Origin of the sequence: Oceanisphaera sediminis, from assembly GCF_039539745.1 — a bacterium.
Classification (GTDB): Bacteria; Pseudomonadota; Gammaproteobacteria; order Enterobacterales; family Aeromonadaceae; genus Oceanimonas; species Oceanimonas sediminis.
This window is the reverse complement of sequence record NZ_BAABDS010000001.1, coordinates 59,201-82,230: the sequence shown is the minus strand read 5'-3', so window position 1 is coordinate 82,230 and position 23,030 is coordinate 59,201. Positions and strand designations below refer to the sequence as shown.

Sequence of the window (23,030 nt, the reverse complement as noted above, 5' to 3'; positions counted from 1 at the left end):
GAGAGTGAGGATCAATCATTTCCTTCCCTTCGCCGGCATTACCCGGATCAGGTTCGAAGGGTTACTGCAGTAAATTGCAGAGTCTCAGCCGGTCAGGCTCCCCCAGGAATAGCGTCAAGAGAGTAGAGAGACTGCCGATGGTTGTCAATCAAAGGCCCCATATCAGCGGCAACATCTAGCTGTTCGCAGACATAAAAAAACGCGGCCGAAGCCGCGTTTTTACTTTCAGCACAGAGGCCGGCTTATTTCACCATCCAGTCGATGGTTTCACCGGCGCGAATCGGCACCAGCTGATCGCCGCCCAGCGGCAGGGTGGCGTCGACGGTCCAGCTTTCTTTCACCAGGGTGATGGTGTCGGCGTTGCGGGGCAGGCCGTAGAAGTCGGGGCCGTTGTGGCTGGTAAAGGCTTCCAGCTTGTCCAGCGCACCGGCTTCCTCGAAGGCTTCGGCATACAGTTCCACGGCGGCGTGGGAGGTGTAGGCACCGGCACAGCCGCAGGCGGCTTCCTTGCGATGCTGGAAGTGCGGCGCCGAATCGGTACCCATGAAGAATTTCTTGCTGCCGCTGGTGGCGGCCCGCACCAGCGCCTGCTGGTGGGTGTTGCGCTTGAGAATGGGCAGGCAGTAGAAGTGCGGGCGAATGCCGCCCACCAGCATGTGATTGCGGTTGAACAGCAGGTGGTGAGCGGTAATGGTGGCCGCCACGTTGTCGCCTGCCTGTTCCACGAAGTTGACCGCGTGCTCGGTGGTGATGTGCTCCAGCACGATTTTAAGCCCGGGGAAGTCGCGCACCACGTCGGGCAGCACGGTGTCGAGGAACACCTTTTCCCGGTCGAAGATGTCGATGCTCGGATCGGTTACTTCACCGTGAACCAGCAGCAGGGTGCCGGTTTCCTGCATGACTTCCAGCACCGGGTAGATGTTTTTCACATCGGTCACGCCGGAGTCGGAGTTGGTGGTGGCGCCGGCCGGGTAGAGCTTGCAGGCCACAATCTTGCCGGTGGCCTTGGCCGTGCGGATTTCCTGCGGGTCGGTTTTATCGGTCAGATAAAGGCTCATCAGCGGCTCGAACCGGCTGCCTTCGGGCCGTACCGCCACGATGCGGTCGTAGTAGGCCAGTGCCAGATCTGTGGTGGTGGCCGGCGGCAGCAGGTTGGGCATCACGAGGGCGCGGCCCAGGTAACGGCTGGCATCGCGCACCGTGTCTTTGAGTTGTTCGCCATCGCGCAGGTGCAGGTGCCAGTCGTCGGGGCGGGTGATGGTCAGTGTGGTTGTAGTTGCGGTCATAGTTGAGGTCATAGTCGGCTCGGCGGGTTATCCATTACATCCAGACGGCCATTATCCACCTAGCGGCGGTTTTCACCAAACTTCCGAAAAACGTGAGGGGTGAGACGTGAAGGGAGAGGAGAAAGAAACAAAATGAAACAGGCGGCCTTGCTTGTGGTTTTTCGCCTCACGTCTTACCCCTCACCCCTCACGCTCTCGGGCTATTAAACCCGCGCAGGGGTGTGTTATGGTCTGGGCGTGACACGGGGTGTCTTGCGGCCAGTGGCCGGCAGGGCTGAGATAACACCCGTCGAACCTGATCCAGTTCATACTGGCGAAGGGATGTCAGCCTTCCGGCTATCGGCGTATTCTGCCAGTCCATGCCTTCGCCTCTAACAAGAGGTAGCGATGCAAACGTCCATCAATCTGAACGAACAACTGGTGCTGGTCACCGGCGGCGCCCGTGGCCTGGGCGAACACCTGGTACGCGCCTTTCTGCGTGAAGGCGCACGGGTGGTAATCAACTACCTGCACAGCGCCGAGGCCGCCGAAAAGTTGGCGGCAACAGCCCCCGGTCGGGCGCTGGCACTGCAGGCCGACGTAACCGATGCCGCTGCGGTGCAGGCGCTGTTTGCCCAGGCGCGCGAACATTTCGGCAGCCCGATCACCACCGTCATCAACAATGCCCTGCCGGCTTTTTCGTTCAACGGCGATGACCGGGCCAATGCGGATCAACTGCGTTGGGAAGATCTCAACCAGCAGCTGGAAGGCGTGGTCAAAGGCGCGCTCAATACCACCCAGGCAGCGTTGCCCGGTCTGCGCGAGGCGGGCTTTGGCCGCATCGTCAACGTGGGCACCAATCTGTTTCAGAACCCGGTGGTGCCGTATCACGACTACACCGCCGCCAAGGCGGCGCTGCTGTCGCTGACCCGCACCCTGTCGCAGGATCTGGGCCCGGACGGCATTACCGTCAACATGGTGTCCGGCGGCCTGCTGCGCACCACCGATGCCTCGGCCGCCACGCCCGAAGCGGTGTTCGATTACATCGCCGCCGCTACGCCGTTGCGCCGTGTTACGACCCCCGCCGAGTTTGCCGATGCCACCCTGTTCTTCGCCTCACCCTGGTCACGCTCGGTGACCGGCCAGAATCTGGTGGTCGACGGCGGCCTGGTGAAAAACTGATGGCGGCCCGGAATCAAGACCAGCGCATGATGCACCTGAACCTGTTTTTGTTTGGCTGCGGTCATCACAGGGCGGCCTGGCGTCACCCCGACTCGGCGGTAGAGCAGCTGGGCGACATTCGTTATTACGAGCGGCTGGCGCAAACCGCCGAGCGGGGCAAGCTGGATGCGGTGTTCTTCGCCGACGGTCAGTCTACCGGCAATGTGGCGGACGGCAGCTACTGGTTTCTGGAGCCGTTGACGGCCATGGCCGCCATGAGCCGGGCCACCGATCGCATCGGTTTTATCAGCACGGTGTCCAGCACCTTTTTCACGCCTTTTCATGCGGCGCGCATGATGGCCTCGCTCGATCATATATCCAACGGTCGCATGGGCTGGAACGTGGTGACCTCCATGTTCGATGTGGAAGCCCGCAACCATGGTTATGAGGCCATGCCGGCCCACGCCGAGCGTTATCGCCGGGCCGAGGAGTTTGTGGATGCGGTGATCAAACTGTGGGATTCCTGGCAGACAGATGCGCTGGTGATGGATCGTGCCGGCCATTATGCCGATCCCGACAAAGTGGTGCCCATCAATCACCACGGCGAGTTCTTTCTGGTGGACGGCCCGCTCAATGTGCCGCGCCCGCCCCAGGGTCATCCGGTGTTGTTTCAGGCCGGCGCGTCCGATCAGGGACGAGCATTGGCGGCCAAGTGTGCCGAGGCCATTTACGCCGTGGCCTACGACTTGCCCGCCGCTCAGGATTACTATCGCGATATCAAACGGCGGGTGCAGGCCACCGGTCGCGGGGTTGATGTGCCTATCATGCCGGGGCTGGTGACCTATGTGGCGTCTACTGAAGCCGAGGCGCTGGCCAAGCAGCGTGAGCTGGACGAGCTGCTGCCCGCCGCCGCCTCGCTGCGCCAACTGAGTACCTACGTGGGGCAGGACTGCTCCGGCTGGGAGCTGGACGCGCCGGTACCGGCGTTGCCGTCGCTGGATGCCTTTACCGGGCCCAAGGGCCGCTTCGCGACCATTCTGCGCATTATCGAGACCGAACAGCCCACGGTGCGGCAGCTGTTGGGTCGGCTGGCGGCCGGTGGCGGTCACTGCACCATGGTGGGCACGCCCGAGTCTATTGCCGATCGTATGGAGCTGTGGTTTCACCACGAAGGTGCCGACGGTTTCAACCTGATGCCACCGTCGCTGCCCGCCGGCATCGAGGACTTTGTCGATCAGGTGGTACCTGAACTGCAGCGCCGCGGCCTGTTCCGCACCGAATATGAAGGCAGCACCCTGCGCGATCATCTGGGGCTGACTCGACCCGAGTAAGCGTAATTCCGATGGATTGCTTGTTGGTCACAAGTAGTTGTGATAACAGCAGAAAATCGGCCAAAGGGCCCGCTCCGCCGACACGCCGTAAATACATCCCTGTAGGCTCAGCCGAGCCATCCGTGGCGCGGATGGTCGGCTGAGCAGATCCCTTTGCCCTCCTTGCTGCTCCGGCATCGCCTGTTGGCGCCGTCTGCAGACAACTCGGAGTTTAGAAAGAGGCAACAGAGACAAGCTCCCACGACCGTGACATGCCAGGGATGGCATGTCCGAGCCTTACAGGGATGTACTTGTAACGTGTCGTGGGAGGTGACTGTGTTGCCTCTGGAGCCGGGCGTAAAGACAGATGCTTACCTCGACTACAGTGTCATCCTGTAGTGCCGTCGGCTAACCTGATAAGCGTGCTTTCTGTAACGAACTTTCTGTAATAAACAAGGAGTCGATATGCGTATTTTGATGGTACTGACCTCTCATGACCAACTGGGGGATACCGGCGAGAAAACCGGTTTCTGGCTGGAAGAATTTGCCGCTCCTTATTACGCATTCAAGGATGCGGGCGCCACCATTACCCTGGCTTCGCCCAAGGGGGGCCAGCCGCCGCTGGATCCGAAAAGCGATGCAACCGATGCCCAGACCGAGGCCACCGAGCGTTTTCGCGCCGATGCGGCCGCTCAGGCCGAGCTGGCCACTACCCACCAGCTGGCCGATCTGTCGGTGAATGACTTTGATGCGGTGTTTTATCCCGGCGGTCACGGTCCACTGTGGGATCTGGCGGAAGATGCGGACTCCATCGCGTTAATCGAGGCCATGGCCGCGGCGGGCAAACCGGTGGCGGCGGTGTGTCACGCCCCGGCGGTGTTGCGCCATACCAGGGATGGTGCGGGTAAACCGCTGGTGAGCGGCAGGCGGGTAACCGGCTTTACCAACAGCGAAGAAGAAGCGGTACAGCTGACCGCCATAGTGCCTTTTCTGGTGGAGGAAATGCTGCGCCAGAACGGCGGCGATTACCGCAAGGCCGATGACTGGCAGCCGCATGTGGAAACCGATGGTTTGCTGGTCACCGGCCAGAACCCGGCCTCTTCCGAGCCGGCTGCCAGCGCCCTGCTGGCGCTATTGAAGCACTGACACCTCAGCCCGGCGGCGACAGCCGCCGTTCCAGCCGCTGAAACAGGGCATCGATCAAAATGGCCACCAGCGCCACCATGATGCCGCCCTGCAGTACGAAAGCCATGTTGTCGGTCAGCAGGCCGGCAATAATCACCTCTCCAAAGCCCTTGGCCGCCACCGTCGATCCTATGGTGGCGGTGCCGATGCTGATCACCAGCGAAATGCGGATACCGGCGATGATCATCGGCAGTGCCAGCGGCAATTCCACCGACCACAGCTGCTGGCGCGGGCTCATGCCCATGCCGCGTGCCGCCTCGCGCACGCTGGCCGGCACCTGCTGCAGGCCGGTAACGGTGTTTTCATAAATGGGCAGCATGCCATAGAGAAACAGCGCCACCAGAGTCGGGGTCAGCCCGAAGCCCAGCGCGGGCACCGCCAGTGCCAATACCGCTACCGGTGGAAAGGTCTGGCCCAGATTGGCGATGGCCCTGGCCAGTGGCAGAAATTCCCGCCCGGCGGCACGGGTCACCAGAATACCGCCGCCCAGCGCCACCAGGGTGGCGCCGAAAATGGCGATGAATACCGCCGCCAGATGCCACAGCAGCAAATTCAGAAAGCTGTCGCGGGCGTAAATGGCCGGGGCCCGCTCATCGACCAGCGGGCGAAACAGCGGCTCCAGCCACGGCATCTTGAGGGTCATGATCAGTAACAGCAGCAGGGGGATCGCCACCCCCAGCCAGCGGAGCGGATGACGGCTGCTCATGCCCGGGCGCCCTGTTGCAGCAGGTCACTCATCGACAACTGGCCGATGGCGATGCCGTTGGCATCCAGTACCTGTAAAAGCTCGGCCTGCTCCCAGATCAGCAGCGCCATGGCATCGCGCAGGTTGGCGCTGGCCACAATGCTGGGTATGGAAGACGACGGCTGCTGTTGCAGGGGGGTCATTACCTGGCCTACCTGTTTGATGGCCAGCAGGCGCAGGGATCTGTCCAGTCCGCCCACCAGACTTTGCACAAAACCGGCGCGGGGCTGGCGCAGCAGGGCCTCCGGGCTGTCGAGCTGCAGCAACTCGCCCTGGTCCATTACCGCAATCACGTCGGCCATTTTCACCGCTTCTTCCAGATCGTGAGTCACCATGATGATGGTGATGCCCAGCAGTTTTTGTACTCGCAGCAGCTCGTCCTGCAGGTGTTCGCGGGTCAGCGGATCCAGGGCGCCGAAGGGCTCGTCCATCAGCAACAGTTCGGGTCGGGCGGCCAGAGCCCGGGCCACACCCACCCGCTGCTGTTCGCCGCCGGAGAGCTGGTGCGGGTATTTGTTGGCGAAGGTGGCGGCATCCAGCTTGAACAGGGTCAGCAGCTCGGTGACCCGCGCATCGATATCCGCCTTTTTCCAGCCCAGCAGCCGGGGAACGGTGGCGATGTTGTGATGAATGGTGCGATGGGGGAACAGGCCCACTCCCTGAATGACGTAGCCGATGCGTCGGCGCAGCTGTTCCGGCGGCAGTGTGGTCACATCCTGCTCGTTGATCAGGATCTGGCCCTGGCTGGGCTCTATCAGCCGGTTGATCATGCGCAGGGTAGTGGACTTGCCACAGCCGGAGGTGCCGACCAGCATGCAGAACTGGCCACGTTCTACCCTGAACGAGAGGTCATTGACGGCGATTTGTGCGCCAAATTGTTTGCCGAGGGCTTTTACTTCGATCATGCATTTTCGCCTTTCTGCAGGGCTATCAGGGTGTCGATGAGGATGGCGAACAAAAAGGCCAGCAACAGGGTAGGCACGGCGCCGAGAATCACCAGATCGGTGGCCGTTTGCCCCAACCCTTGAAAGATGTAGGTACCGAAGCCGCCGCCGCCCACCAGGGCCGCCACCGCCACCAGACCGATGTTCATGGTCACCACTACCCGCAGCCCGGTAAGAATCACCGGCATGGCCAGCGGAAACTCCACCTGCCACAGGCGCTGACGGGCATTCATGCCCATGCCGGTGGCGGCTTCTCGTACCCGGGCGTCTATTCTGTCGAAACCCAGCGCGGTATTGCTGACGATGGGCAGCAGTGAATAGAAGAACAGGGCAATCACCGCCGGGGCCGCGCCTATGCCTCTAATGCCGAGATCGGCCAGCAGCGGGTAGCCGGTCGCCAGCAGGCTGAGGGGGATCATCAGCAGGCCGAACATGGCCAGGCTGGGGATGGTTTGCAGCACATTCAGCAGCGGAAAAACACCATTGCGCAGGCGTTGGGAGCGGTGGCAATACAGACCCAGCGGAATACCGACGATCAGCGCCGGTATTATGCTGCCCAGTGACAGTTGCAGGTGACGAAGCGCCTGACGCCAGAAATCGGTCTGATTATGGTATTCCCGCAACAGCGACAGGTTGTCGCCGTGGCCGAAGGCCAGCAATGCCATGACGGCGGCGACGATCAGGGCCACCAGCGCCAGCCGGGGCAGGGGGCGCAAGGCCAGCTTGATGGCCACATCGGTGATCAGCAGCGCCAGCCAGAATATGGCCAGCCAGAAGCCGGCATCGAGGGAAACCCGGGCCAGCGGGCTGGCCTCAACCAGCAACTGTGTTGCACCGGCGCCGGCGGTATACATCAGCATTATCAGGGTCAGAGCGGTCAGCACCAAACGGGTGCGTATGGCCGTTTTGAAAAGGGATAACAGGCTGGTAAGCGCTAACATCACCAGCAGGGGGGTTAAGGTGCTGAAACCGGCCGCATCCAGCAGGCCGATGCTCTGGCCGGGCATGATGCGGTTGGGTTGCAGGCTGACGAAGGGCAGGGCAAACAGCGACAGCAGCAGGGCGAACCCCAGCAGGCCGCCGACCTTGTCCAGATTGAAAAACTTCAAAAAGACTCCTGGCACAGACTTAAAAACGCGAGGTACGGGTAACCAGTTGATATCGGGGTACGGCAGAAGCCAGTCCCGAACACAGACACGCCGTGAACCCATCCATGGGGGCTCTGTCGCGCCATCCCTGGCGCGGAAGGTCTGTTTTTCGGGCTCTGGCTTCTGCCTGCGAGGTTCGATGCGGCCGTCAGCTGGTTAGCCCTTCAGAAAGCCCTTGTCTGACAGGTAGCTTCTGGCGACCGCCTGGGCGCTTTCGCCGCCGATGGCGATGCGGCTGTTCAGTTGCTGCAGAGTTCTGACGTCCAGCGACTGGAAAATCGGCTCCAGAATGGTGGCGATCTCCGGGTGGGCCAGCAGGGTCTCTTCACGCACTACGGGTGCGGGGGCGTAGACCGGTTGCACGCCCTTGTCGTCTTCCATTACCACCAGGCCGACCGAGGCGATGGCGCCGTCGGTACCGTACACCATGGCCGCATTGGTGTTATCGGTTTGCAGGGCCGCCGCCTTGATGGTGGCCGCGGTGTTGCCCCCGGCGAGCACCAGCAGCTGATCGTCGCTCAGGGTGAAATCATAGGTCTGCTGAAAGGCGGGTAACACCGCCGGGCTGGACACAAACTCGGCCGAGGCGGCCAGCTTGATATTGCCCCCCTGGGTCACATAACGGCCGAAATCGGACATGGTGTGTAACCGGTTACTATCGGCAATATCCTGGCGTAGCGCGATGGCCCAGGTGTTGTTGGCGTTGGCGGGAGTCAGCCAGATCAGCTGGTGCTGGTCGTAGTCCAGCTGCTTGGCTAGGTCATAGCCCTGTTGAAAGTCTTTCCATGCCGAGTCTGCTTCCCGGTTGTGGAAGAAGGCGGCGTTGCCGGTGTATTCGGGGTAAATATCGATTTCGCCGGAGGTGATGGCCTTGCGCACTATGGGGGTGCCGCCCAGCTGTGAGCGATTTTCTACATCGAGGCCCGCCTCTTGCAGCGCCAGATAGATAACATTACCCAGCAGGCCGCCTTCGGTGTCGATTTTGGACGACACCACGATGGCGTCGGCGGCCAGACCGGGCTGGGCCACGGCCATGGAAAGGGTAAATACGGCCGAAGCCAGCGACTTTTTCATGCTGTTGTTCCTTGTCTGGAAAAGTTTGAGTCCCCAAGCGTAAGGGTACTTTATGCAAAGCTCGCCCTCCGGTAAACCGCTAACCGGTATTCAGCTGTTTGTATGCTGTCGTTCCAGAGACAACACAGCCGCCTCCCACGACACGCCATTAACCCATCCTTGGGGGCTCGGAAATGCCGTCCCTGGCATTTCACGGTCGTGGGAGGCGTTCTCTGTTGCCTCTTCTTGAATACCGAGTTGTCCGCAGACGGCGCTAACAGCTGACTCTGTAGCATCAAGGAGGACAAAGGATCTGCGCTGCCGACCTTCTGTTTCAGGGATGAAACAGAGAGCCCCCACGAATGGGTTCATGGCGAGTCGGCGGAGCGGACCCTTTGTTCGACGGTCTGGCCTTCGCTACTCAACTCCTTGGCGGTCATCCGGGTTACCGGGGGCGTCTTTCTTGCCACTACGTGCTACGCGCAGGTTGAAGGGGCGCCAGATGCCCTGGCTGGAGAAGCACTCCCAGCCCCAGCGCAGCCAGCGTAGCAGGGCGAAGGCCAGCCACAGTGCCCAGGCCAGCATCAGCAGTCGGTATACCAGCAGCGGCACCGACAGCACCCATGCCTGAGGCAGGGCTCCCTCGCTGCGGTCCTGATACCAGCGCAGAGTATTGCCATGGGAGTTGTTGCCGCTGATCTGCATATCCGGCAGGCCCAGCAGGCCCTGCTGTATGGCAAAAAACAGATAGCTCAGCGCCAGCAGGGTCAGCAATACCAGGCCGATTTGTGCCAGATTGAACAGCCTACCCGCCTCGGCGTGTTGCCAGCGGCCACGCAGGCCGAGCGCCAGCAACCAGCCAACCACCACCAGTGCCATCCACAAGGGCACCTGGGTCAGCCCTATGCCCAGCAACAACCAGTGATGAAAGCGCAGCGGCGTAAACGATATCCGGCTCAGGCCCAGGGCCAGCAACAGGGTCATGGCCAACAGGCTCCAGAACAGTACCGCCGGGCCCAGGCGTGGGCCCATGGCAAACAGGATCCAGCGATCCTTGCCCAGTTCCAGCTCGATGTGATTATTGACGCCGGCACTGCCCGGATCGATGTGCGGGGTAGACAGCAGCGGGCTGATGCCCTGGTTATGGCGCCAGTTAACCTCCAGCCTCTGGACCCCCGGCGTCAGCGGCAAGGTCAGCGTTTGGCCCTGCAGGCGAATGGGCTGCACCTTGCCGTTGATGGCTACCGACTGCAGGCTGATGTTGTCGGGCAATTGCAGGCTGTGCTGGCCACCCTGACTGCTGCGCAGCTGTAGCTGCAGGCTGGCATCGATGGCGCGCTGGCCGGGCTTCAGAGTCAGGCGGGTGCTGTCGATGGTCAGGGTCTGGCCGTCGACCCCGGCGGGGCGACTGATGTCGAGCCTGATGGACTCTCCGGGCCAGGGCCGCCATTCCGGCAGCCAGTTGCCGGTGGCGCCCTGATGATGAATGACCGGTATGCCGCCGCTCTCCAGATGCCAGATAGGGCTGGTATCCACCTGCCATACCTCGGTCCAGCGGCGGGTGTCGGGCGCGGTCAGGGTGAGGCGGGGAGCCTTTTCCAGCCGGGACTGCCAGCGGGCTTGCTGCTGGTTGGCGGCAAGCACCAGCATCACCTGATCGTTCTGCACGCGAACGCCGTCGGTAAGTACCGACTCACCCGCCAGTAGCGGTATTTGCAGCGAGATGGGCTGCCCGACCGGTGATTGCCGGGTGACCCGGGTCTCGATCATCCAGTCCAGATCGAGCCGCAATATCCGTTCTACGCGTACAAAATCCGGCAACGCGCCGGGTTCCAGCGCGGTTGGCTGTGTGGCGCTGGCCGTTTTAATGCGGCTCAGTTGCAACTGGGCCTCGGGCACGCCATTTTCATCGATGCCTTGCACCGTCCAGCCGCTTGCCTGCACCGTGACGTTGTGAGGGCGCAGCGTCAGCGGCAGTTGCACGCCGCCCTGAGCGGGCAGCGGGCCACTCATCTTCACTCGGTGAATGCCCGGCGGCAACGGCAGATACAGCTCACCGTTGCTGCCGCGCCGCAGTGCCGGTGCCGGGTCACCGTTAAGCAGTACCTGGCGCGGTAGCCAGTGATCGGCGTCGGCCGGCAGGGGCACGGCCACCGCCGCCTGGGTATGCACTTCCAGTTCGGCCACCAGCTGCTGCGGGTCTATTTGTTGCGGATCTATGGTCAGCTTCATCTGCGAGATCAACGCACAGTCGGGCAGGCAGTCGGGAGGAGCCAGCAGGCGGGTTTTCAGCTGTTCGAGCAGCCGGGCATCCGGCATTTCTGCCTGGACCGGGGCTGGCAGGGCCAGCAACAGAGGAAGCAGCAGCCCTATCGGCAACCATACCGGTAACCAGGCCGACAACAGGCTGTGTTGCAGATAGAAACCGCGTCCCCGCTGAAAATTAATGCCGGCCATGCGCAGTACCAGCAGGCCAACCAGCGCCACCCGTAGCAGGTTCAATAGCAGGTTGGCAGTCGGTGGCAACAGCACCAGTTGTATTTGCTGATCCCGTTGCACCGGGCCGTTCCAGCTCAGCTCGACGCTGTTCCATTGCCAGTCTGGCAGGCCGGGGCCGGTCTGCACTCTGGCATTGGGGTCAATTTGCGTCAGTGGTTGGCTCTGTCCGGTGGAAGGCGCTGCGGCCAGCCGTTTGCCGGTCAGCTCCTGCAGCGGCGTCGACTGCGGTACCGACAACCCCTGTTCGGCGTCGGACGTGACGGCCGTTGGGGCCTGGTCGGCCAGCGGAACCGACCGATAAGACGAAGTGTGTGCCAACTGCGGATACATGGCGCTACGTACCTCGGCCACCATGAAAGGGATGGCGATCAGCCCCAGCACCAGCAGGCCGAGATTACGATAACCGATCATGAATTTGCGTAGTCGTCCGGCGGGCAGTACCCGCAGCAATGCCGTGGCCGCCAGCAGATGCAGCCAGACCCAGCGTGGCGGGCCCAGTCCGCTGGACTGATGCCAGATCAGCACCAGGGTCAGCAGGGCAAGCAGTCCCCATTGCCAGCCCCAGAGGCGATAGGCGGCGAGGGCGGCGATCAGCACCAGAAACAAGTCCAGCAGGGTCCAGCGTTGCAGCCAGGTGCTGGGCGCGCTGTCCATGCCCGAGGCGGAAAGCAGCGTCCAGCCCGGTGGCAGGTGCAGCTGGGTGTGTAAATGCTGCACGTCGGTATTCCAGCCTACCGCCGGCAGGGTGCCGATGTTGCCTTGATAGCGGCTGTCGGCGCTGAGCTCGAGTGCTCCCCGGCGCACTTCAACCCCCACCCGATCCGAATCCGGCAGTCGGGTAATGAACTGGGGTTGCCGGTCGATGGAAACCCGACCCAGCTGCAGGGCCGGGGTCGCTTCCAGCCGCCAGCCCTGGGTCATGCGGCCTGTGATGCGGTCTTGCAGGGTGTAGCCGCCACCGTCGAAGTCCAGCCACATTCTGCGCTGCAGGCTGAGCCGGTCGGGCTCCGGTTCCCGGTCACCGCGCCGGATTTCCCTGAGCTGCATCCGGTCACCCTGATTAATCCGATAGGCGGGCAGGCGTTGCCACTCCCGAGGCAGGCTGGTCTGCTGTGGATCGATGGAAACCAGATTCTCGACTTCGACCAGTCGCAGCTGATTCATGGCCTTAAATACCCAGACCTCCTGCTTCGGCCAGGGCGCCGGTACGGTAGCCAGGGTCAGGTTGCTGACATTGTTCGGGTGCCGGCTGACAAGGCGGATGCTCCAGCGACCGGGGCGAACCTGTACCCGCAAGCGACCGTCGGGCTCAAGCCGGGCGGGCAGGGGACTGTTTAGCAGCAGCGGTATCTGTTCATCGAGCAGCACCGGGCCCAGCAGCAGCTCGCGTTGCTCGCCAGCCACTTCCAGATTAACGAGGGTGGTTACCTGCAGCGGAATATTGTCTTCGACCTGGCGATACACCTGCAGCGCCAGCGCGTCTCCCCCGGATGGCGGTTTATCGCCGTCAGCCTGTCGTTTGCCCAGCCAGAGGCGGCCGTTATTGTCCAGGTCGGTTTCTGCTATCGGCTTTTCGTTGATAGTCAGTGCCAGCAAACCGGTGTCCGGATTAAGGGTGAGATGTTTCGGCAGTCGCTGCCATTGCCATTGCCCCTCGATGCGATGATTGCCGGCGGGCAGCCTGATGCTGGGGTTGCCCTGATTGGCCGACACCGCCACCGGTTTGCCGTTCACGGTGATCTGCCGGGGCCAGTGTCGTTGGTCGCCGGGCAGGGTGACCCAATCTTCCCGATAGAGTTGCCACTGCTGGCTGAAGCGACCGCCGTTGTCGCCGAGATCGAGGGTCAGCCGACTGGGCCAGGCACAGTGGTGGCTGGCTCCCTGGTTATAGAGAAAGGGGCAGTGGCGCTGTTCTTCGCCGTGCAGCACCCAGTCAACCCAGGGTTGCAGCGGAGTAGGCACCTGTTCCGGGCTCAGGGCGAGTGTACTGACAGGTAGCAGGGTCAGTATCAGCAGAATGAAATTGGCAATGCGACGCATGGGTTCCCCTTGTAGAGGTGCTGTGCGGTGGAAAGGTCGGGACCGCATCAATATATCCGGTGATTTTTTGCCCGGGAACTGCACAAGGGTAGCAGGAGGTCGGAGTGAAGTGGAGCCAGATGGCATTCTTTAACCATCTCGCTCCAGTCATCGCAGCCTGCCTAATTGTTGTCGTGTTATAGGCGATGAAGTGGGTGGGTCAGGCGACTCGCTTTATTTCCGGTTCTTTTAATGTCAGCGCCTCCAGAGAAAGGTGGCAGTGTAGCCAGCCTTCACCACAGGGCCGGGATGGCGGGGGTAATCGATCACAGGTGCCCTTGATGGCGTGGGCACAGCGGCCCTGGAAAGCACAGCCTTGGGTTGGCAGGCCAAGCTCATGGCCTGCGGCAGACTCAACGGCAGGCATAGGTGTTCCCGGAGTCAAGGTGGCTTCCAGTAGTCGTCGGGTATAAGGATGCAGCGGACCGGATGTCAGTTGCTGGGTGGAACAAAGCTGCACCAACCTGCCCTGATAGAGGACGGCAACCTTGTCGGCAAAGCTTTTGACTAGGCTGAGGTCATGGGTGATGAACAGAATGCCGATATTCCTGTTCTGCTGTAAGCGGGCCAACAGCCGGAGAATGGCAGCTTGAACCGATACATCCAGCGCCGAAGTCACTTCATCACACAATAGTAGCTCGGGTTTGGCAGCCAGCGCCCGGGCAATGGCCGCCCTTTGCTGTTCCCCGCCCGATAACTGGCCGGGCAACCGGTCTAGATAGCTGGGGTTGAGCTTCACTTCTGTCAGCAGCTGGCCAGCCTGTTTCCTGCATTCGTCCCCCTTCAGACCGAACCACTTGTGCAGCACCGGAGCCAGGCTCTGAAATATCGTCAGTCGAGGATTCAAAGCGGCATCCGGGTGTTGGAATATAAGCTGAATATCACGCTTTTGTTCGGCTGTTCTGGCATCGATACCTTCACCGAGTACCCGACCATGAAGTTGGAAGTGACCCTTGTGAATGGGGTTAATGCCAGCGATGGCTTTCAGAATGGAGGATTTACCACTGCCGGATTCGCCAATCAGCGCCAGGGTTTGTCCTTTCTTCAGGATGAAGTTGATATCGTCTACGGTATTGACGACGGCTTGTTGTCTCAGCCTGTGCAGCCAGCCGGGCTTGTGATAACGAATGGCCAGATCCTGAACCGTCAGCAAGGCTGTGTCCCCGGAGGCTGTCAGCTGCCGAGGCTGCTGGATCGTCGGCAACTGGGGTGGTGTGTAGAGCGGGAAATGACAGGCCACGCCATCGTGTTCTGACAAGCGGGGGGCCTGCTGCCGGCACTGATACTGTGGAGACGGACAACGGGATTCGAAGGCACACCCCTTTATTTGGCTGCCGGTGGCGGGCGGCGCGCCGGGCAGCTCGGGAGGTAGTCCCTGTTCCTGATACCCCGGGGAAGCGGCGAGCAGAGCCCGGGTGTAAGGGTGCCGGGGAGCGGCGATCAGCTCGTCCTTGTTGGCCGTTTCTATCAGTTGGCCGGCGTACATGACGGCAATGCGATCACAGAGGCTGGAGACGGCTCCCAGATCATGACTGATAAAAACAATGCTGGTATTCAGCTCGTCTCGCAACTGCCGCAGCAAATGCAACACATGAACCTGGGTAGTGGCGTCGAGTCCGGTGGTGGGTTCATCCATCAACAGCAGGCGGGGTTTTGCCGCCAGAGCCATGGCGATGACAACCCTCTGCTGCTGGCCGCCCGATAATTGGTGGGGATAGCGGTTCAGCAATTGTTCCGGGGTGGGCAAGCGAACCTGTTCCAGCAACGAAATGGCCTGCGCTCTACACCGTCCCTTGCCCTGATGCAGGTGGATCATTTCCTGCAACTGGGCGCCAATGGTCATATGAGGAGTCAGGGCCTGCCCCGCCTGTTGGGGGATCAGACAGATACCCCGTTGGTGGATCAGGGCATCCGGCTGGTGTTCTCTGAGAGTGACCGGGGTACCGCTCAGGCTTACCGATCCGCAGGCGACCCGGCTGCCGCTGCGCAGCATGCCCAGCATGGCCAGAGTCAGCGTGCTCTTGCCACAACCCGACTCGCCGACGATGCCGAGAATTTCCTTTGGTGCCAATGACAGGTTCACCCCTCGCAGTACGGCCCGGAAGTCTCCCTGGTGGTCCTGATAACCGAGCTTCAGATCCTCGATAGCCAGTAATGAATGAGACATGATGCGGTTTCCTTAATGAACGGCGGAGGTGTTGTCCAGGCCCAGGCTCTTGGCCAGGGCATCGGAGGCCAGATTGATACCGATGATCAGGCTGCTCAATGCCAGAATAGGCGCGAGAACAGCCCAGGGAGCGAAAGACATGAAGCCTCTGTTGTCGGCGATCATCAGTCCCCAGTCCGGGGTGGGCGGCGACACGCCGAAACCGAGAAATGATAGAGAGCTGAATGCCAGCAGCATCCAAGACCAGCGCATGGCGATTTCTACCAGGATCACGTCGAGTACGTTGGGCAGGATCTCGCGTCGGAGGATCACCAGATGCCCGTCTCCCCGCAGTCGGGCAGCGGTAACAAAATCGCGGCACAGTACTTCTTTGGCTGCGGTCAGCACCACCCGGATCACGGCGATGCCGTAGAAAAAACCCAGCGTCATGATGAAAACCAGAGGGCCGGGGCCAGTCATGCTGATGATCAGCAACATGAACAGCAGCCAGGGGATGGACAGCAGGGCGTCAACCAGGCGCATGCTCCAGTCTTCTGTTCTGCCACCCTGAATGGCGATGAACAGGCCGGCCAGCGAACCCCAGCCAACGGCCAACAGGGCGGCGGGGAAGGTGGTGATGATGGCCTCCCGGCCACCCATCAGGGTTCTGCTCAGTACATCCCGGCCCATGTGATCTGTGCCCAGCCAGTACCGGGCGTCGGGTGCCTGTAATACCGCGAGGCTGTCGGCAGCGGTGACGTCAAAGGGGGCCAGTACGGGCGCCAGCAGGGCGACAAGTAGGTGTCCTGCCAGCAGCAGAACGCCGATTCGGCCGGAGCGACTGGTGGTCAGTCGGGTCAGCCAGAGGGGGCAGCTTGGTGTTACGGGCCATATCAGGGATCCAGACATGATTATCTCAGCCTCGGGTTAAGCAGGGTGACACCGATATCGGCGAGCAGGTTGCAGGCGATATAAATGGCGGACAGGGTCAGGGCACAGGCTTGTACGACCGGGAGATCCCTGTCGTAAACCGCTGAAATCATCAGAGTACCTATACCCGGGTAGTTGAATATTTGCTCTATGATGACCACGCCCCCCAGCAGCCAGGCGACAGTCATGGCGGCTAGGGTTATCGTCGGCAGTATGGCAGCAGGCAACACATGGCGTAGCAGCAGGCTTGCGGTGGGGATGCGCCGGATCCGGGCCATCCTGATAAAGTCGGAGGAGAGCACGTCAATGGTGCTGCTGCGCATCATTCGCATCATGTGAGCGGTACTGACCAGTACCAGGGTCAGTGCCGGCAGCCAGGCGCTGGGAAGTAATGTATCCAGATCGGCGTTGGCTCCGGCCAGACTAATGGCCGGAAACCAGGGTAGCCAGATGGCGAATATCAGGGTAAGCAGGGTCGCGGTAATAAACTCGGGTATGGTCATCGCAAGCAGGGTGATACTGGATATCAGAGTATCCAGCCGGGAATCCCGGTAAATAGCACTGGCCATGCCCAGTAACAGGGCCAGAGGAATGGCAGCCAGGGTGGCCAGCCCGGCCAGCAGGGCGGTATTGGCGATCCGGGGGAGTAACTCCTGATTCACCGGCCGTCCGGTGCTAAGGGAGAGGCCGAAGTCTCCCTGGAGCAGATGACCGCTCCATGCGAGGAAGCGCTGAGCGAGCGGCTGGCTCAGACCGAAATTGTCCCGGCACAGGGCCAGGTTGTTATCGGTGGCGTTACGGCCCAGGTAGTTGGTGCAGAAGTCGCCCGGCAGGGCTTCGGTCACGGTGAATACCAGGCCGGCGACAAAAGCCAGGGTGAAGCAGGCGTAAACCAGGCGCCTGCAAAGCAACATCAGCATGTCTGAGGCTCCTCGCAAACATCGAACAGACCCATCAGGCGGACCAACAGCGGCATCACCGACAGCGAATCTGCCCGAGCTAACCGGGCAGGCCGTACGTCCGGGCCGGCGAAGATGGCAATGCGATCATCTCCCGGCTGATCGGGTCCCATGCCGTGGGTGGAAATATATCTTGGCTTGGCGGTTGGCTGGCTGCCGCCGTGTTTGGCGGCGGGCTCAAAGCTGGTATGGGGTGGGGCGACAAAGACCGACAATCGGTCGCATTTTTCTGTTGGAAGGTAAGAACGGTTGTCCAGGGCACGGACACCAAAGACGGCCAGTTTTTCACCGATGCCGACCATGTCGGTAGCGTCATCGTGTTTTACAAACAAAAGCCCACCATCGCAGTGAGTGCTGACTTCCGGAATTATATGTTCGACGACCAGCGCGGTTTCCACCTGCTGGTGGCCATGATCGCTGATGATGGCCAGGTTGTATTGACTATCGAGATCACTGTCGCGCAACCGGGTCAACAGACAGCCGAGCTGGGCGTCAACCAGTTCCAGCGACCAGGCAACCAGTTCTCTGTCATTCCCCAGCACATGCTGGCAATAGTCCGGACTGTTCAGTTCCAGCAACAGCAGGTCCGGGCGTTTTTCGTCCAGTATTTTCCAGGCTTGCTGGAGCAGGCGATGATCATTGGCGGCGACCCGGGTCAGCGACTCGTTATTGCCGGTCAGTGAATGTATGTCCGGGCTATTCAGGGACTTGGCTCGCAGGCAGCCGTCTTGCCACCAGGGAGACAGAAACCAGTCGCAGTCTTCCTCACTGACCAGACCAAACCCGATGGAGGCCACGCGTTTGCCCTGGGCTCTGGCGTATCGTGCCAGTGTTGGGGCCTGCAGATCTCCGGCTGCGGCGGGGCGGAATCTCTGACCGTCCCACAGGTCGTTAGCATAAACACCGTGTCGGGTGGCATCCACGCCGGTCAGGATACCGGCTCGGGCTGGCATCGAATTGGCATTGGCATCGGCGCCTAGCCGCTGGACAAGCGTACCTTGCCGTGCCAGTTGCTGCAGGTGCGGCAGCCGGTGTCGATATTGTTCAAACAGGTCTGCACCTACCCCGTCGAGCAGGATAACAATCAGTTTTTTGGACATAAGCATCTCGAGAATGCGCCCTGAGGGCGCATGACATTAGGACTTGTCGACCTGGTGCCAGCGAATGGCAAAGTGCTCGACGGCAGGAATGGAAACATTGGCCCGCATCACCCGGTTGTTGTTCAGGTGAAAGGGAATCAGGGTGCTGCTGTCATCTGTCAGCATCGCCTGAGCCTGTTGATAGAGCCGGGTGCGTTGTTCTTTGTCCAGCTCCTGACGAGCCTGAGACAGTAACCGGTCAAATGCCGGGTTGTTGTAGTCGGACTCGTTCCACTGGGCCTGGCCACCGAAAATTTCGTTCATGACCTGGTCGGCAGGCCGCTGGCCCCAGGCTGTATTGAAGGCCGGCTTTTTCATCCAGGTGGCACTCCAGAAATCGGAAGCGGGCACCGTGTGTATGTTGACCTGAATACCGGCCAAGGCTGCCTGACGCTGATAGATTTCCGTCATCGGTCGAAAATAGTTATCGACGGCACTGGTGTAGATATCCAGAGTCAGGTTGTCTTGATAGCCAGCTTCGTTCAGCAGCGCCCTGGCGCCCTCGATATCCTGTTCACATAGTTGTGTCAGCCGATACTGGTCGCCGGCCCATACCGGGTTGTCGCAGGAGATGGTCGCGCCGGCCTTGCCGAATAGCAGTTCGACCATTTCCTGACGATTGAGCACCATCTTCAAGGCTTTACGCACCCGGGGATCCTGCAGGGCCGGGTGGTCGTTACGAAAGACGATTCCACGCCAGTCTCCGGTGGGAATCGAGTCGTACTGAAAACCGGGGTTGTTTTCAAACAGGCGCAATTGTTGGCCGTTGACGCCGTTCCAGCCCGACCAGTCGATTTGGCCGGCCAGTAATGCCTGGGTGCGCGCGTTGTCATCAGGGATGCCAATCAGGTCCATGCCATCCAGTTTAGGTTGGCCTTCCCAGTAATCGGTGAAGGCATCAAACTGGCTGGTGCCTCTGGGGGCGAATTTGGTCAGCTTGAAGGGGCCGGTGCCGATGCCCATCAAGGCGGGATCTTCGTCGAAATCGACGGGAACTATCTTGGCTCGATAATCCATCAGCAAGATGGGCAGGTCGGCATGCGGCTGTTTCAGCCGGAAGGTAATTCTGTTATCTGCGTCGGCAGTGACCTGCTCTATCACCGACAGGGCTGCCCGGGCCGGGGCGTCACGCTGGGGATCGAGGATGCGATTGAAGCTGTAAACGACGTCTTCCACCGTCATGGTCTTGCCGTTATGGAACCTGACATCCGGGCGTAGCTGAAAGGTCCAGATATCGGCACTGGCGTTGGCACTCCAGCTGCTGGCCAATGAGGCGGTTGGCTGTCCCTGCTCCCCCTGGCGGACCAAGCGGTTGTAGATCAGCTGGTTGGCGGCATAAAAGCGGGTCGGGGAAATGGGGTCAAGAGATTCCTTGCCGTTGAATTCGACCCAGTGAGGGGTCTTCAGGGTCTCGGCATGGGCCAGGGTGGTGCCGGAGAGCAGAAGTAATCCGGCCAGGCTGTATTTCCAGTTCATATTTAAGGTTCTCGCTAACCATCTCGGGGAGTTGCCAGTGAGCTTAACCGGGAGGTATGACGTTTTTTTGATGTGATGCCGCCGTTTCATGCATTTGCCGACAGGGTTGCTAAGGGACAGCCTTAGTAAAACCAGAGAGAGACGTATGTGATTCTTTTTTCGGTGCATTTTCCTGTGCCAGTTCTTGTAGCAACCACTGTCGGAACACCCGTATTTTTTCCTGGCTGCGTTTGTGGGGCGGGATCAGCAGGTAGTGGTTGCTCTGGCTGGGCATAAGATAGGGGTGGGCCTGGCAGAGTTCGCGTCTTGCCAGCAACTGCTTGACCAGGGGGTAGCGAACCAGCAGTAAACCCAGGCCCTGGAGGGCGGCGGCAATGGCCAGACTGGAGGTGCTGAACTCCATCAGTGGAGAACCATAACCTTGCTGTTTATCCTGCTGCCGGAACCAGTCTCGCCACCCCTCTCGGTAGCCGTAGCATCCCAGTTTCGGGTAGGAAGACAATAGGTGAAGAGGGGCATCGGCGGGGTAGTGAACCAGTAGCGCCGGGCTGGCAACGACCACCCAGTTGTCGTCGGTCAGTTGCTCCGCCTCCCGATCCGGCCAGTTGCCGTAACCGTTGATGATTTCCAGGTCTACCTCGCCCGGTTCGTCCGGTATGGCATGGTTGGTAGCCTGGACCCGCAACTGGATTCCCGGATAGGCCTGATGAAACCGGGCCAGCCTGGGGATCAGCCAGTGCTCGGCAAAGCTGTGTGCCACCCGTAAGGTCAGCTGGGTCAGTTGCTCTCCCCGGAACAGCTCATCCGTGCCTTTTTTAAGGGATTCGAATAGCCAGCTGAGCAGGGGCAGATAGGAGCGGGCCTCATCGGTGAGCTCGATACGGCTGCCCCGGCGTATAAATAGCCTGACGTTGAGAAACTCCTCAAGCTGTTTGACTCTCTGACTTATCGCGCCCTGAGTCACGCACAGCTCTTCGGCGGCGCGGGTAAGGCTTTGATAACGGGCGGCGGTCTCAAAGGCCAATAGCGCATTGAGCGGGGGTAAACGATGGGCTTTATATTGCATGGCCTTCCCAATTTGAGTTACTTGCTTCAAGGGCAAGACGTGGTCGGAGTCCATCTCTGATACCCTGTGTTTATGGCGTTTTGATGACATGGGCTGCAGCATTTCTAAGGTTAAGCCCCAGAAATGATCGATTTTTTCAGTGATGGCCGGGCGATAGAGTAGCTGCCAACTAACGGGAGCTACATTATGTTGACACACTTCGAATTTGAACCAGACAGCCTGACGCTGGCCTGGAATGACGGTCGGGTAACCCGGCTGGATGTGCTTTGGTTGCAGGATCATGATCCTGCCGGTCGTCACGGCAATGGCCAGCGACTGATCTCGGTGCTGGATCTGGACTGGCAGGCCGGGATCCGTGCCGTGGAGCGGCAGGGGGATGGTCTGATGATTCATCTGAATACGGGCAGGCAATTAAACTATCCGCTGGCAACGCTGGCTCGGGACTGTCAGATGACACCCGAGGATGATCGGTGCCAGTCTGGCAAGACACTGTGGTGCGGGAACGATTTTCAATTGCCGGTGGTCGGCTGGCAGGACTATCTCAGCAAGGATGACAGCCGCCGTCAGGCATTGGCTGCCGTTGCCGACAACGGTCTGGTCTTGCTGCGGGGGGTACCTTGCAAACCGGGTCAGGTACTCGAGGTGATCGAGACCTTCGGTTTTGTGCGTGAAACCAATTATGGCCGCCTGTTTGACGTGCAAACCGTTGTTTCACCCAGCAACCTGGCGTTCAGTAACCTGGGGCTTGGCCCGCACACCGATAACCCCTACCGGGATCCGGTACCTGGCGTACAGCTGCTTCATTGCCTGGTCAATGAGGTGGAGGGCGGCGAGAACCTGCTGGTCGATGGTTTTCAGGCAGCAGCCCGTTTGCAGACAGAACATCCGGACGCCTTTGAACTGTTGACCCGAGTCCGCTTGCCTTACCGGTTCAGTGATGAGCAGGCCGATTTGCGTAGCCGGGTGCCCTTTATCGAAACCGATGATGGTGGCTGGGTAATCAAAGTGCGCTACAACAACCGTTCCATTGCCCCTTTTATGTTGCCGTTTGAAGAGCAAAGGGCTTTCTATCGGGCCTACCGCCTCTGGGCCGAGATGCTGTCCGCTCCGGAGCTGGCGATTACCGTTCGTCTTGAGGCGGGTGATTGCCTTGTCTTCGATAATACCCGGGTGATGCATGCCCGTACCGCCTTTACCGATGGCGGTCGCCGGCATCTGCAAGGTGCCTACAGCGATCTGGATGGTCTCTATTCCACCCTTTACCTGTCAGGAGTAAAACCATGCTGAACCAGGCCCCGACGTCAAAGAATATTCTCGACATGATTGAAGCCATTTTCACCCTTCATGGCGCCGATTCTTATCTGGGAGAGGAGGTGACCATGGCTCAGCATATGCTGCAGGCTGCCTGGCTGGGTGAACAGCAGGGAGAAACCGAAGCCGTGATACTGGCAGCGCTGCTGCACGATGTGGGTCACTATGCCAATAAACTGCCGCCGGAAGTACTGATGTCCGGGACCGACAACCGTCATCAGGAATCGGCTGCATCCTGGCTGGCTGATTTTTTTCCGGCGGGAATAATCGAGCCGATTCGTCTTCATGTGGCGGCCAAACGTTATCTGGTAACGGTGGATCCCGACTATCGGGTTCAACTGTCTCAGGCTTCGATTGATTCCCTTGCCTTGCAGGGCGGTGATATGTCTGCGGCAGAAGTGGCGGCGATGGAGGAGAATCCGTATCTGGACATGGCCATTCGGCTACGACGACTGGATGACCAGGGAAAAGCTCCCGAGTTGGTAACGCCGGACTTCAGCTATTTCAAGCCTCGGCTGGCTCGCTGGTTGATGCCACCCGCGAGAGAAGCTGAATAATGGTCCCTATGGTGTGATGACCTGAAGGCTGATCACAAGAAACAATCACGTTCTTGC

17 protein-coding genes and 2 riboswitches are annotated in these 23,030 nt (G+C 60.4%); of the genes, 5 read left to right on the top strand and 12 right to left on the bottom strand.

Annotated elements, in window-relative coordinates; genetic code table 11:
* Window positions 1–7: 7 nt before the first annotated feature.
* A riboswitch (TPP riboswitch) is annotated at window positions 8–114 on the bottom strand.
* A 128-nt stretch (window positions 115–242) separates the two neighbouring features.
* Window positions 243–1,286 (bottom strand): dihydroorotase, encoded by a 1,044-nt coding sequence (gene pyrC, locus ABD827_RS00320; protein ID WP_344961297.1) that lies wholly within the window; start codon window positions 1,284–1,286, stop codon window positions 243–245.
* Between the two features lie 233 nt (window positions 1,287–1,519).
* Window positions 1,520–1,625: riboswitch (TPP riboswitch) on the top strand.
* Between the two features lie 48 nt (window positions 1,626–1,673).
* Between pyrC and ABD827_RS00315 the strand changes: the two genes are divergently transcribed.
* From ABD827_RS00315 to ABD827_RS00305, 3 genes are all read left to right on the top strand, one after another.
* Window positions 1,674–2,447, top strand: coding sequence for a 3-oxoacyl-ACP reductase (locus tag ABD827_RS00315; RefSeq protein WP_344961296.1), 774 nt, complete (start codon window positions 1,674–1,676; stop codon window positions 2,445–2,447).
* A gap of 26 nt (window positions 2,448–2,473) precedes the next feature.
* A complete protein-coding gene (locus ABD827_RS00310) occupies window positions 2,474–3,757 on the top strand; it encodes an LLM class flavin-dependent oxidoreductase (protein ID WP_344961294.1) in 1,284 nt (427 codons plus the stop codon).
* Between the two features lie 444 nt (window positions 3,758–4,201).
* Window positions 4,202–4,882: a type 1 glutamine amidotransferase domain-containing protein gene (locus ABD827_RS00305; protein WP_344961292.1), complete on the top strand. Its 681-nt coding sequence runs from the start codon at window positions 4,202–4,204 to the stop codon at window positions 4,880–4,882.
* A gap of 4 nt (window positions 4,883–4,886) precedes the next feature.
* Here ABD827_RS00305 and ABD827_RS00300 read toward each other — a convergent pair whose 3' ends face one another.
* The 11 genes from ABD827_RS00300 to ABD827_RS00250 all read right to left on the bottom strand — a co-directional run bounded on the left by ABD827_RS00300 (window position 4,887) and on the right by ABD827_RS00250 (window position 21,105).
* Window positions 4,887–5,627 carry an ABC transporter permease gene (locus tag ABD827_RS00300; RefSeq protein WP_344961290.1) on the bottom strand — a complete coding sequence of 247 codons (741 nt, stop codon included), beginning with the start codon at window positions 5,625–5,627 and terminating at the stop codon, window positions 4,887–4,889.
* On the bottom strand, window positions 5,624–6,571 hold the full coding sequence (locus ABD827_RS00295; RefSeq protein ID WP_344961287.1) for an ABC transporter ATP-binding protein: 948 nt from the start codon (window positions 6,569–6,571) through the stop codon (window positions 5,624–5,626). Before ABD827_RS00295 ends, ABD827_RS00300 begins: the two co-directional genes overlap by 4 nt.
* Complete coding sequence (locus ABD827_RS00290) at window positions 6,568–7,719, bottom strand: ABC transporter permease (protein ID WP_344961285.1); 1,152 nt, start codon at window positions 7,717–7,719, stop codon at window positions 6,568–6,570. The genes ABD827_RS00295 and ABD827_RS00290 overlap by 4 nt, the downstream gene beginning before the upstream one ends.
* A gap of 195 nt (window positions 7,720–7,914) precedes the next feature.
* A complete protein-coding gene (gene osmF, locus ABD827_RS00285) occupies window positions 7,915–8,832 on the bottom strand; it encodes a glycine betaine ABC transporter substrate-binding protein OsmF (RefSeq protein WP_344961283.1) in 918 nt (305 codons plus the stop codon).
* A gap of 396 nt (window positions 8,833–9,228) precedes the next feature.
* Window positions 9,229–13,350 carry a hypothetical protein gene (locus tag ABD827_RS00280; RefSeq protein WP_344961281.1) on the bottom strand — a complete coding sequence of 1,374 codons (4,122 nt, stop codon included), beginning with the start codon at window positions 13,348–13,350 and terminating at the stop codon, window positions 9,229–9,231.
* Window positions 13,351–13,549: 199 nt separating this feature from the next.
* Window positions 13,550–15,556 (bottom strand): dipeptide ABC transporter ATP-binding protein, encoded by a 2,007-nt coding sequence (locus ABD827_RS00275; protein WP_344961279.1) that lies wholly within the window; start codon window positions 15,554–15,556, stop codon window positions 13,550–13,552.
* Window positions 15,557–15,568: 12 nt separating this feature from the next.
* Window positions 15,569–16,444, bottom strand: coding sequence for an ABC transporter permease (locus tag ABD827_RS00270; protein WP_344961277.1), 876 nt, complete (start codon window positions 16,442–16,444; stop codon window positions 15,569–15,571).
* 2 nt (window positions 16,445–16,446) lie between these two features.
* Window positions 16,447–17,385, bottom strand: a complete 939-nt coding sequence (locus tag ABD827_RS00265) for an ABC transporter permease (protein ID WP_344961275.1) — start codon at window positions 17,383–17,385, stop codon at window positions 16,447–16,449.
* Window positions 17,379–18,524 (bottom strand): alkaline phosphatase family protein, encoded by a 1,146-nt coding sequence (locus ABD827_RS00260; protein ID WP_344961273.1) that lies wholly within the window; start codon window positions 18,522–18,524, stop codon window positions 17,379–17,381. Before ABD827_RS00260 ends, ABD827_RS00265 begins: the two co-directional genes overlap by 7 nt.
* Before the next feature lie 36 nt (window positions 18,525–18,560).
* Window positions 18,561–20,039: an ABC transporter substrate-binding protein gene (locus ABD827_RS00255; protein WP_344961271.1), complete on the bottom strand. Its 1,479-nt coding sequence runs from the start codon at window positions 20,037–20,039 to the stop codon at window positions 18,561–18,563.
* Window positions 20,040–20,148: 109 nt separating this feature from the next.
* Window positions 20,149–21,105: a LysR substrate-binding domain-containing protein gene (locus ABD827_RS00250; RefSeq protein WP_344961268.1), complete on the bottom strand. Its 957-nt coding sequence runs from the start codon at window positions 21,103–21,105 to the stop codon at window positions 20,149–20,151.
* Window positions 21,106–21,291: 186 nt separating this feature from the next.
* On the opposite strand from ABD827_RS00250, the gene ABD827_RS00245 reads away from it, so the two are divergent.
* Window positions 21,292–22,392, top strand: coding sequence for a TauD/TfdA family dioxygenase (locus ABD827_RS00245; protein ID WP_344961266.1), 1,101 nt, complete (start codon window positions 21,292–21,294; stop codon window positions 22,390–22,392).
* Window positions 22,386–22,973, top strand: coding sequence for an HD domain-containing protein (locus tag ABD827_RS00240; protein WP_344961264.1), 588 nt, complete (start codon window positions 22,386–22,388; stop codon window positions 22,971–22,973). The genes ABD827_RS00245 and ABD827_RS00240 overlap by 7 nt, the downstream gene beginning before the upstream one ends.
* The last annotated feature ends 57 nt before the right edge of the window (window positions 22,974–23,030 follow it).

Bases quoted from the DNA above. Each gene is read 5' to 3' on its own strand.
- pyrC (WP_344961297.1), bottom strand. From the start codon at position 1,286: ATGACCGCAACTACAACCACACTGACCATCACCCGCCCCGACGACTGG.
- ABD827_RS00315 (WP_344961296.1), top strand. From the start codon at position 1,674: ATGCAAACGTCCATCAATCTGAACGAACAACTGGTGCTGGTCACCGGC.
- ABD827_RS00310 (WP_344961294.1), top strand. From the start codon at position 2,474: ATGATGCACCTGAACCTGTTTTTGTTTGGCTGCGGTCATCACAGGGCG.
- ABD827_RS00305 (WP_344961292.1), top strand. From the start codon at position 4,202: ATGCGTATTTTGATGGTACTGACCTCTCATGACCAACTGGGGGATACC.
- ABD827_RS00300 (WP_344961290.1), bottom strand. From the start codon at position 5,627: ATGAGCAGCCGTCATCCGCTCCGCTGGCTGGGGGTGGCGATCCCCCTG.
- ABD827_RS00295 (WP_344961287.1), bottom strand. From the start codon at position 6,571: ATGATCGAAGTAAAAGCCCTCGGCAAACAATTTGGCGCACAAATCGCC.
- osmF (WP_344961283.1), bottom strand. From the start codon at position 8,832: ATGAAAAAGTCGCTGGCTTCGGCCGTATTTACCCTTTCCATGGCCGTG.
- ABD827_RS00280 (WP_344961281.1), bottom strand. From the start codon at position 13,350: ATGCGTCGCATTGCCAATTTCATTCTGCTGATACTGACCCTGCTACCT.
- ABD827_RS00275 (WP_344961279.1), bottom strand. From the start codon at position 15,556: ATGTCTCATTCATTACTGGCTATCGAGGATCTGAAGCTCGGTTATCAG.
- ABD827_RS00270 (WP_344961277.1), bottom strand. From the start codon at position 16,444: ATGTCTGGATCCCTGATATGGCCCGTAACACCAAGCTGCCCCCTCTGG.
- ABD827_RS00265 (WP_344961275.1), bottom strand. From the start codon at position 17,385: ATGCTGATGTTGCTTTGCAGGCGCCTGGTTTACGCCTGCTTCACCCTG.
- ABD827_RS00260 (WP_344961273.1), bottom strand. From the start codon at position 18,524: ATGTCCAAAAAACTGATTGTTATCCTGCTCGACGGGGTAGGTGCAGAC.
- ABD827_RS00255 (WP_344961271.1), bottom strand. From the start codon at position 20,039: ATGAACTGGAAATACAGCCTGGCCGGATTACTTCTGCTCTCCGGCACC.
- ABD827_RS00250 (WP_344961268.1), bottom strand. From the start codon at position 21,105: ATGCAATATAAAGCCCATCGTTTACCCCCGCTCAATGCGCTATTGGCC.
- ABD827_RS00245 (WP_344961266.1), top strand. From the start codon at position 21,292: ATGTTGACACACTTCGAATTTGAACCAGACAGCCTGACGCTGGCCTGG.
- ABD827_RS00240 (WP_344961264.1), top strand. From the start codon at position 22,386: ATGCTGAACCAGGCCCCGACGTCAAAGAATATTCTCGACATGATTGAA.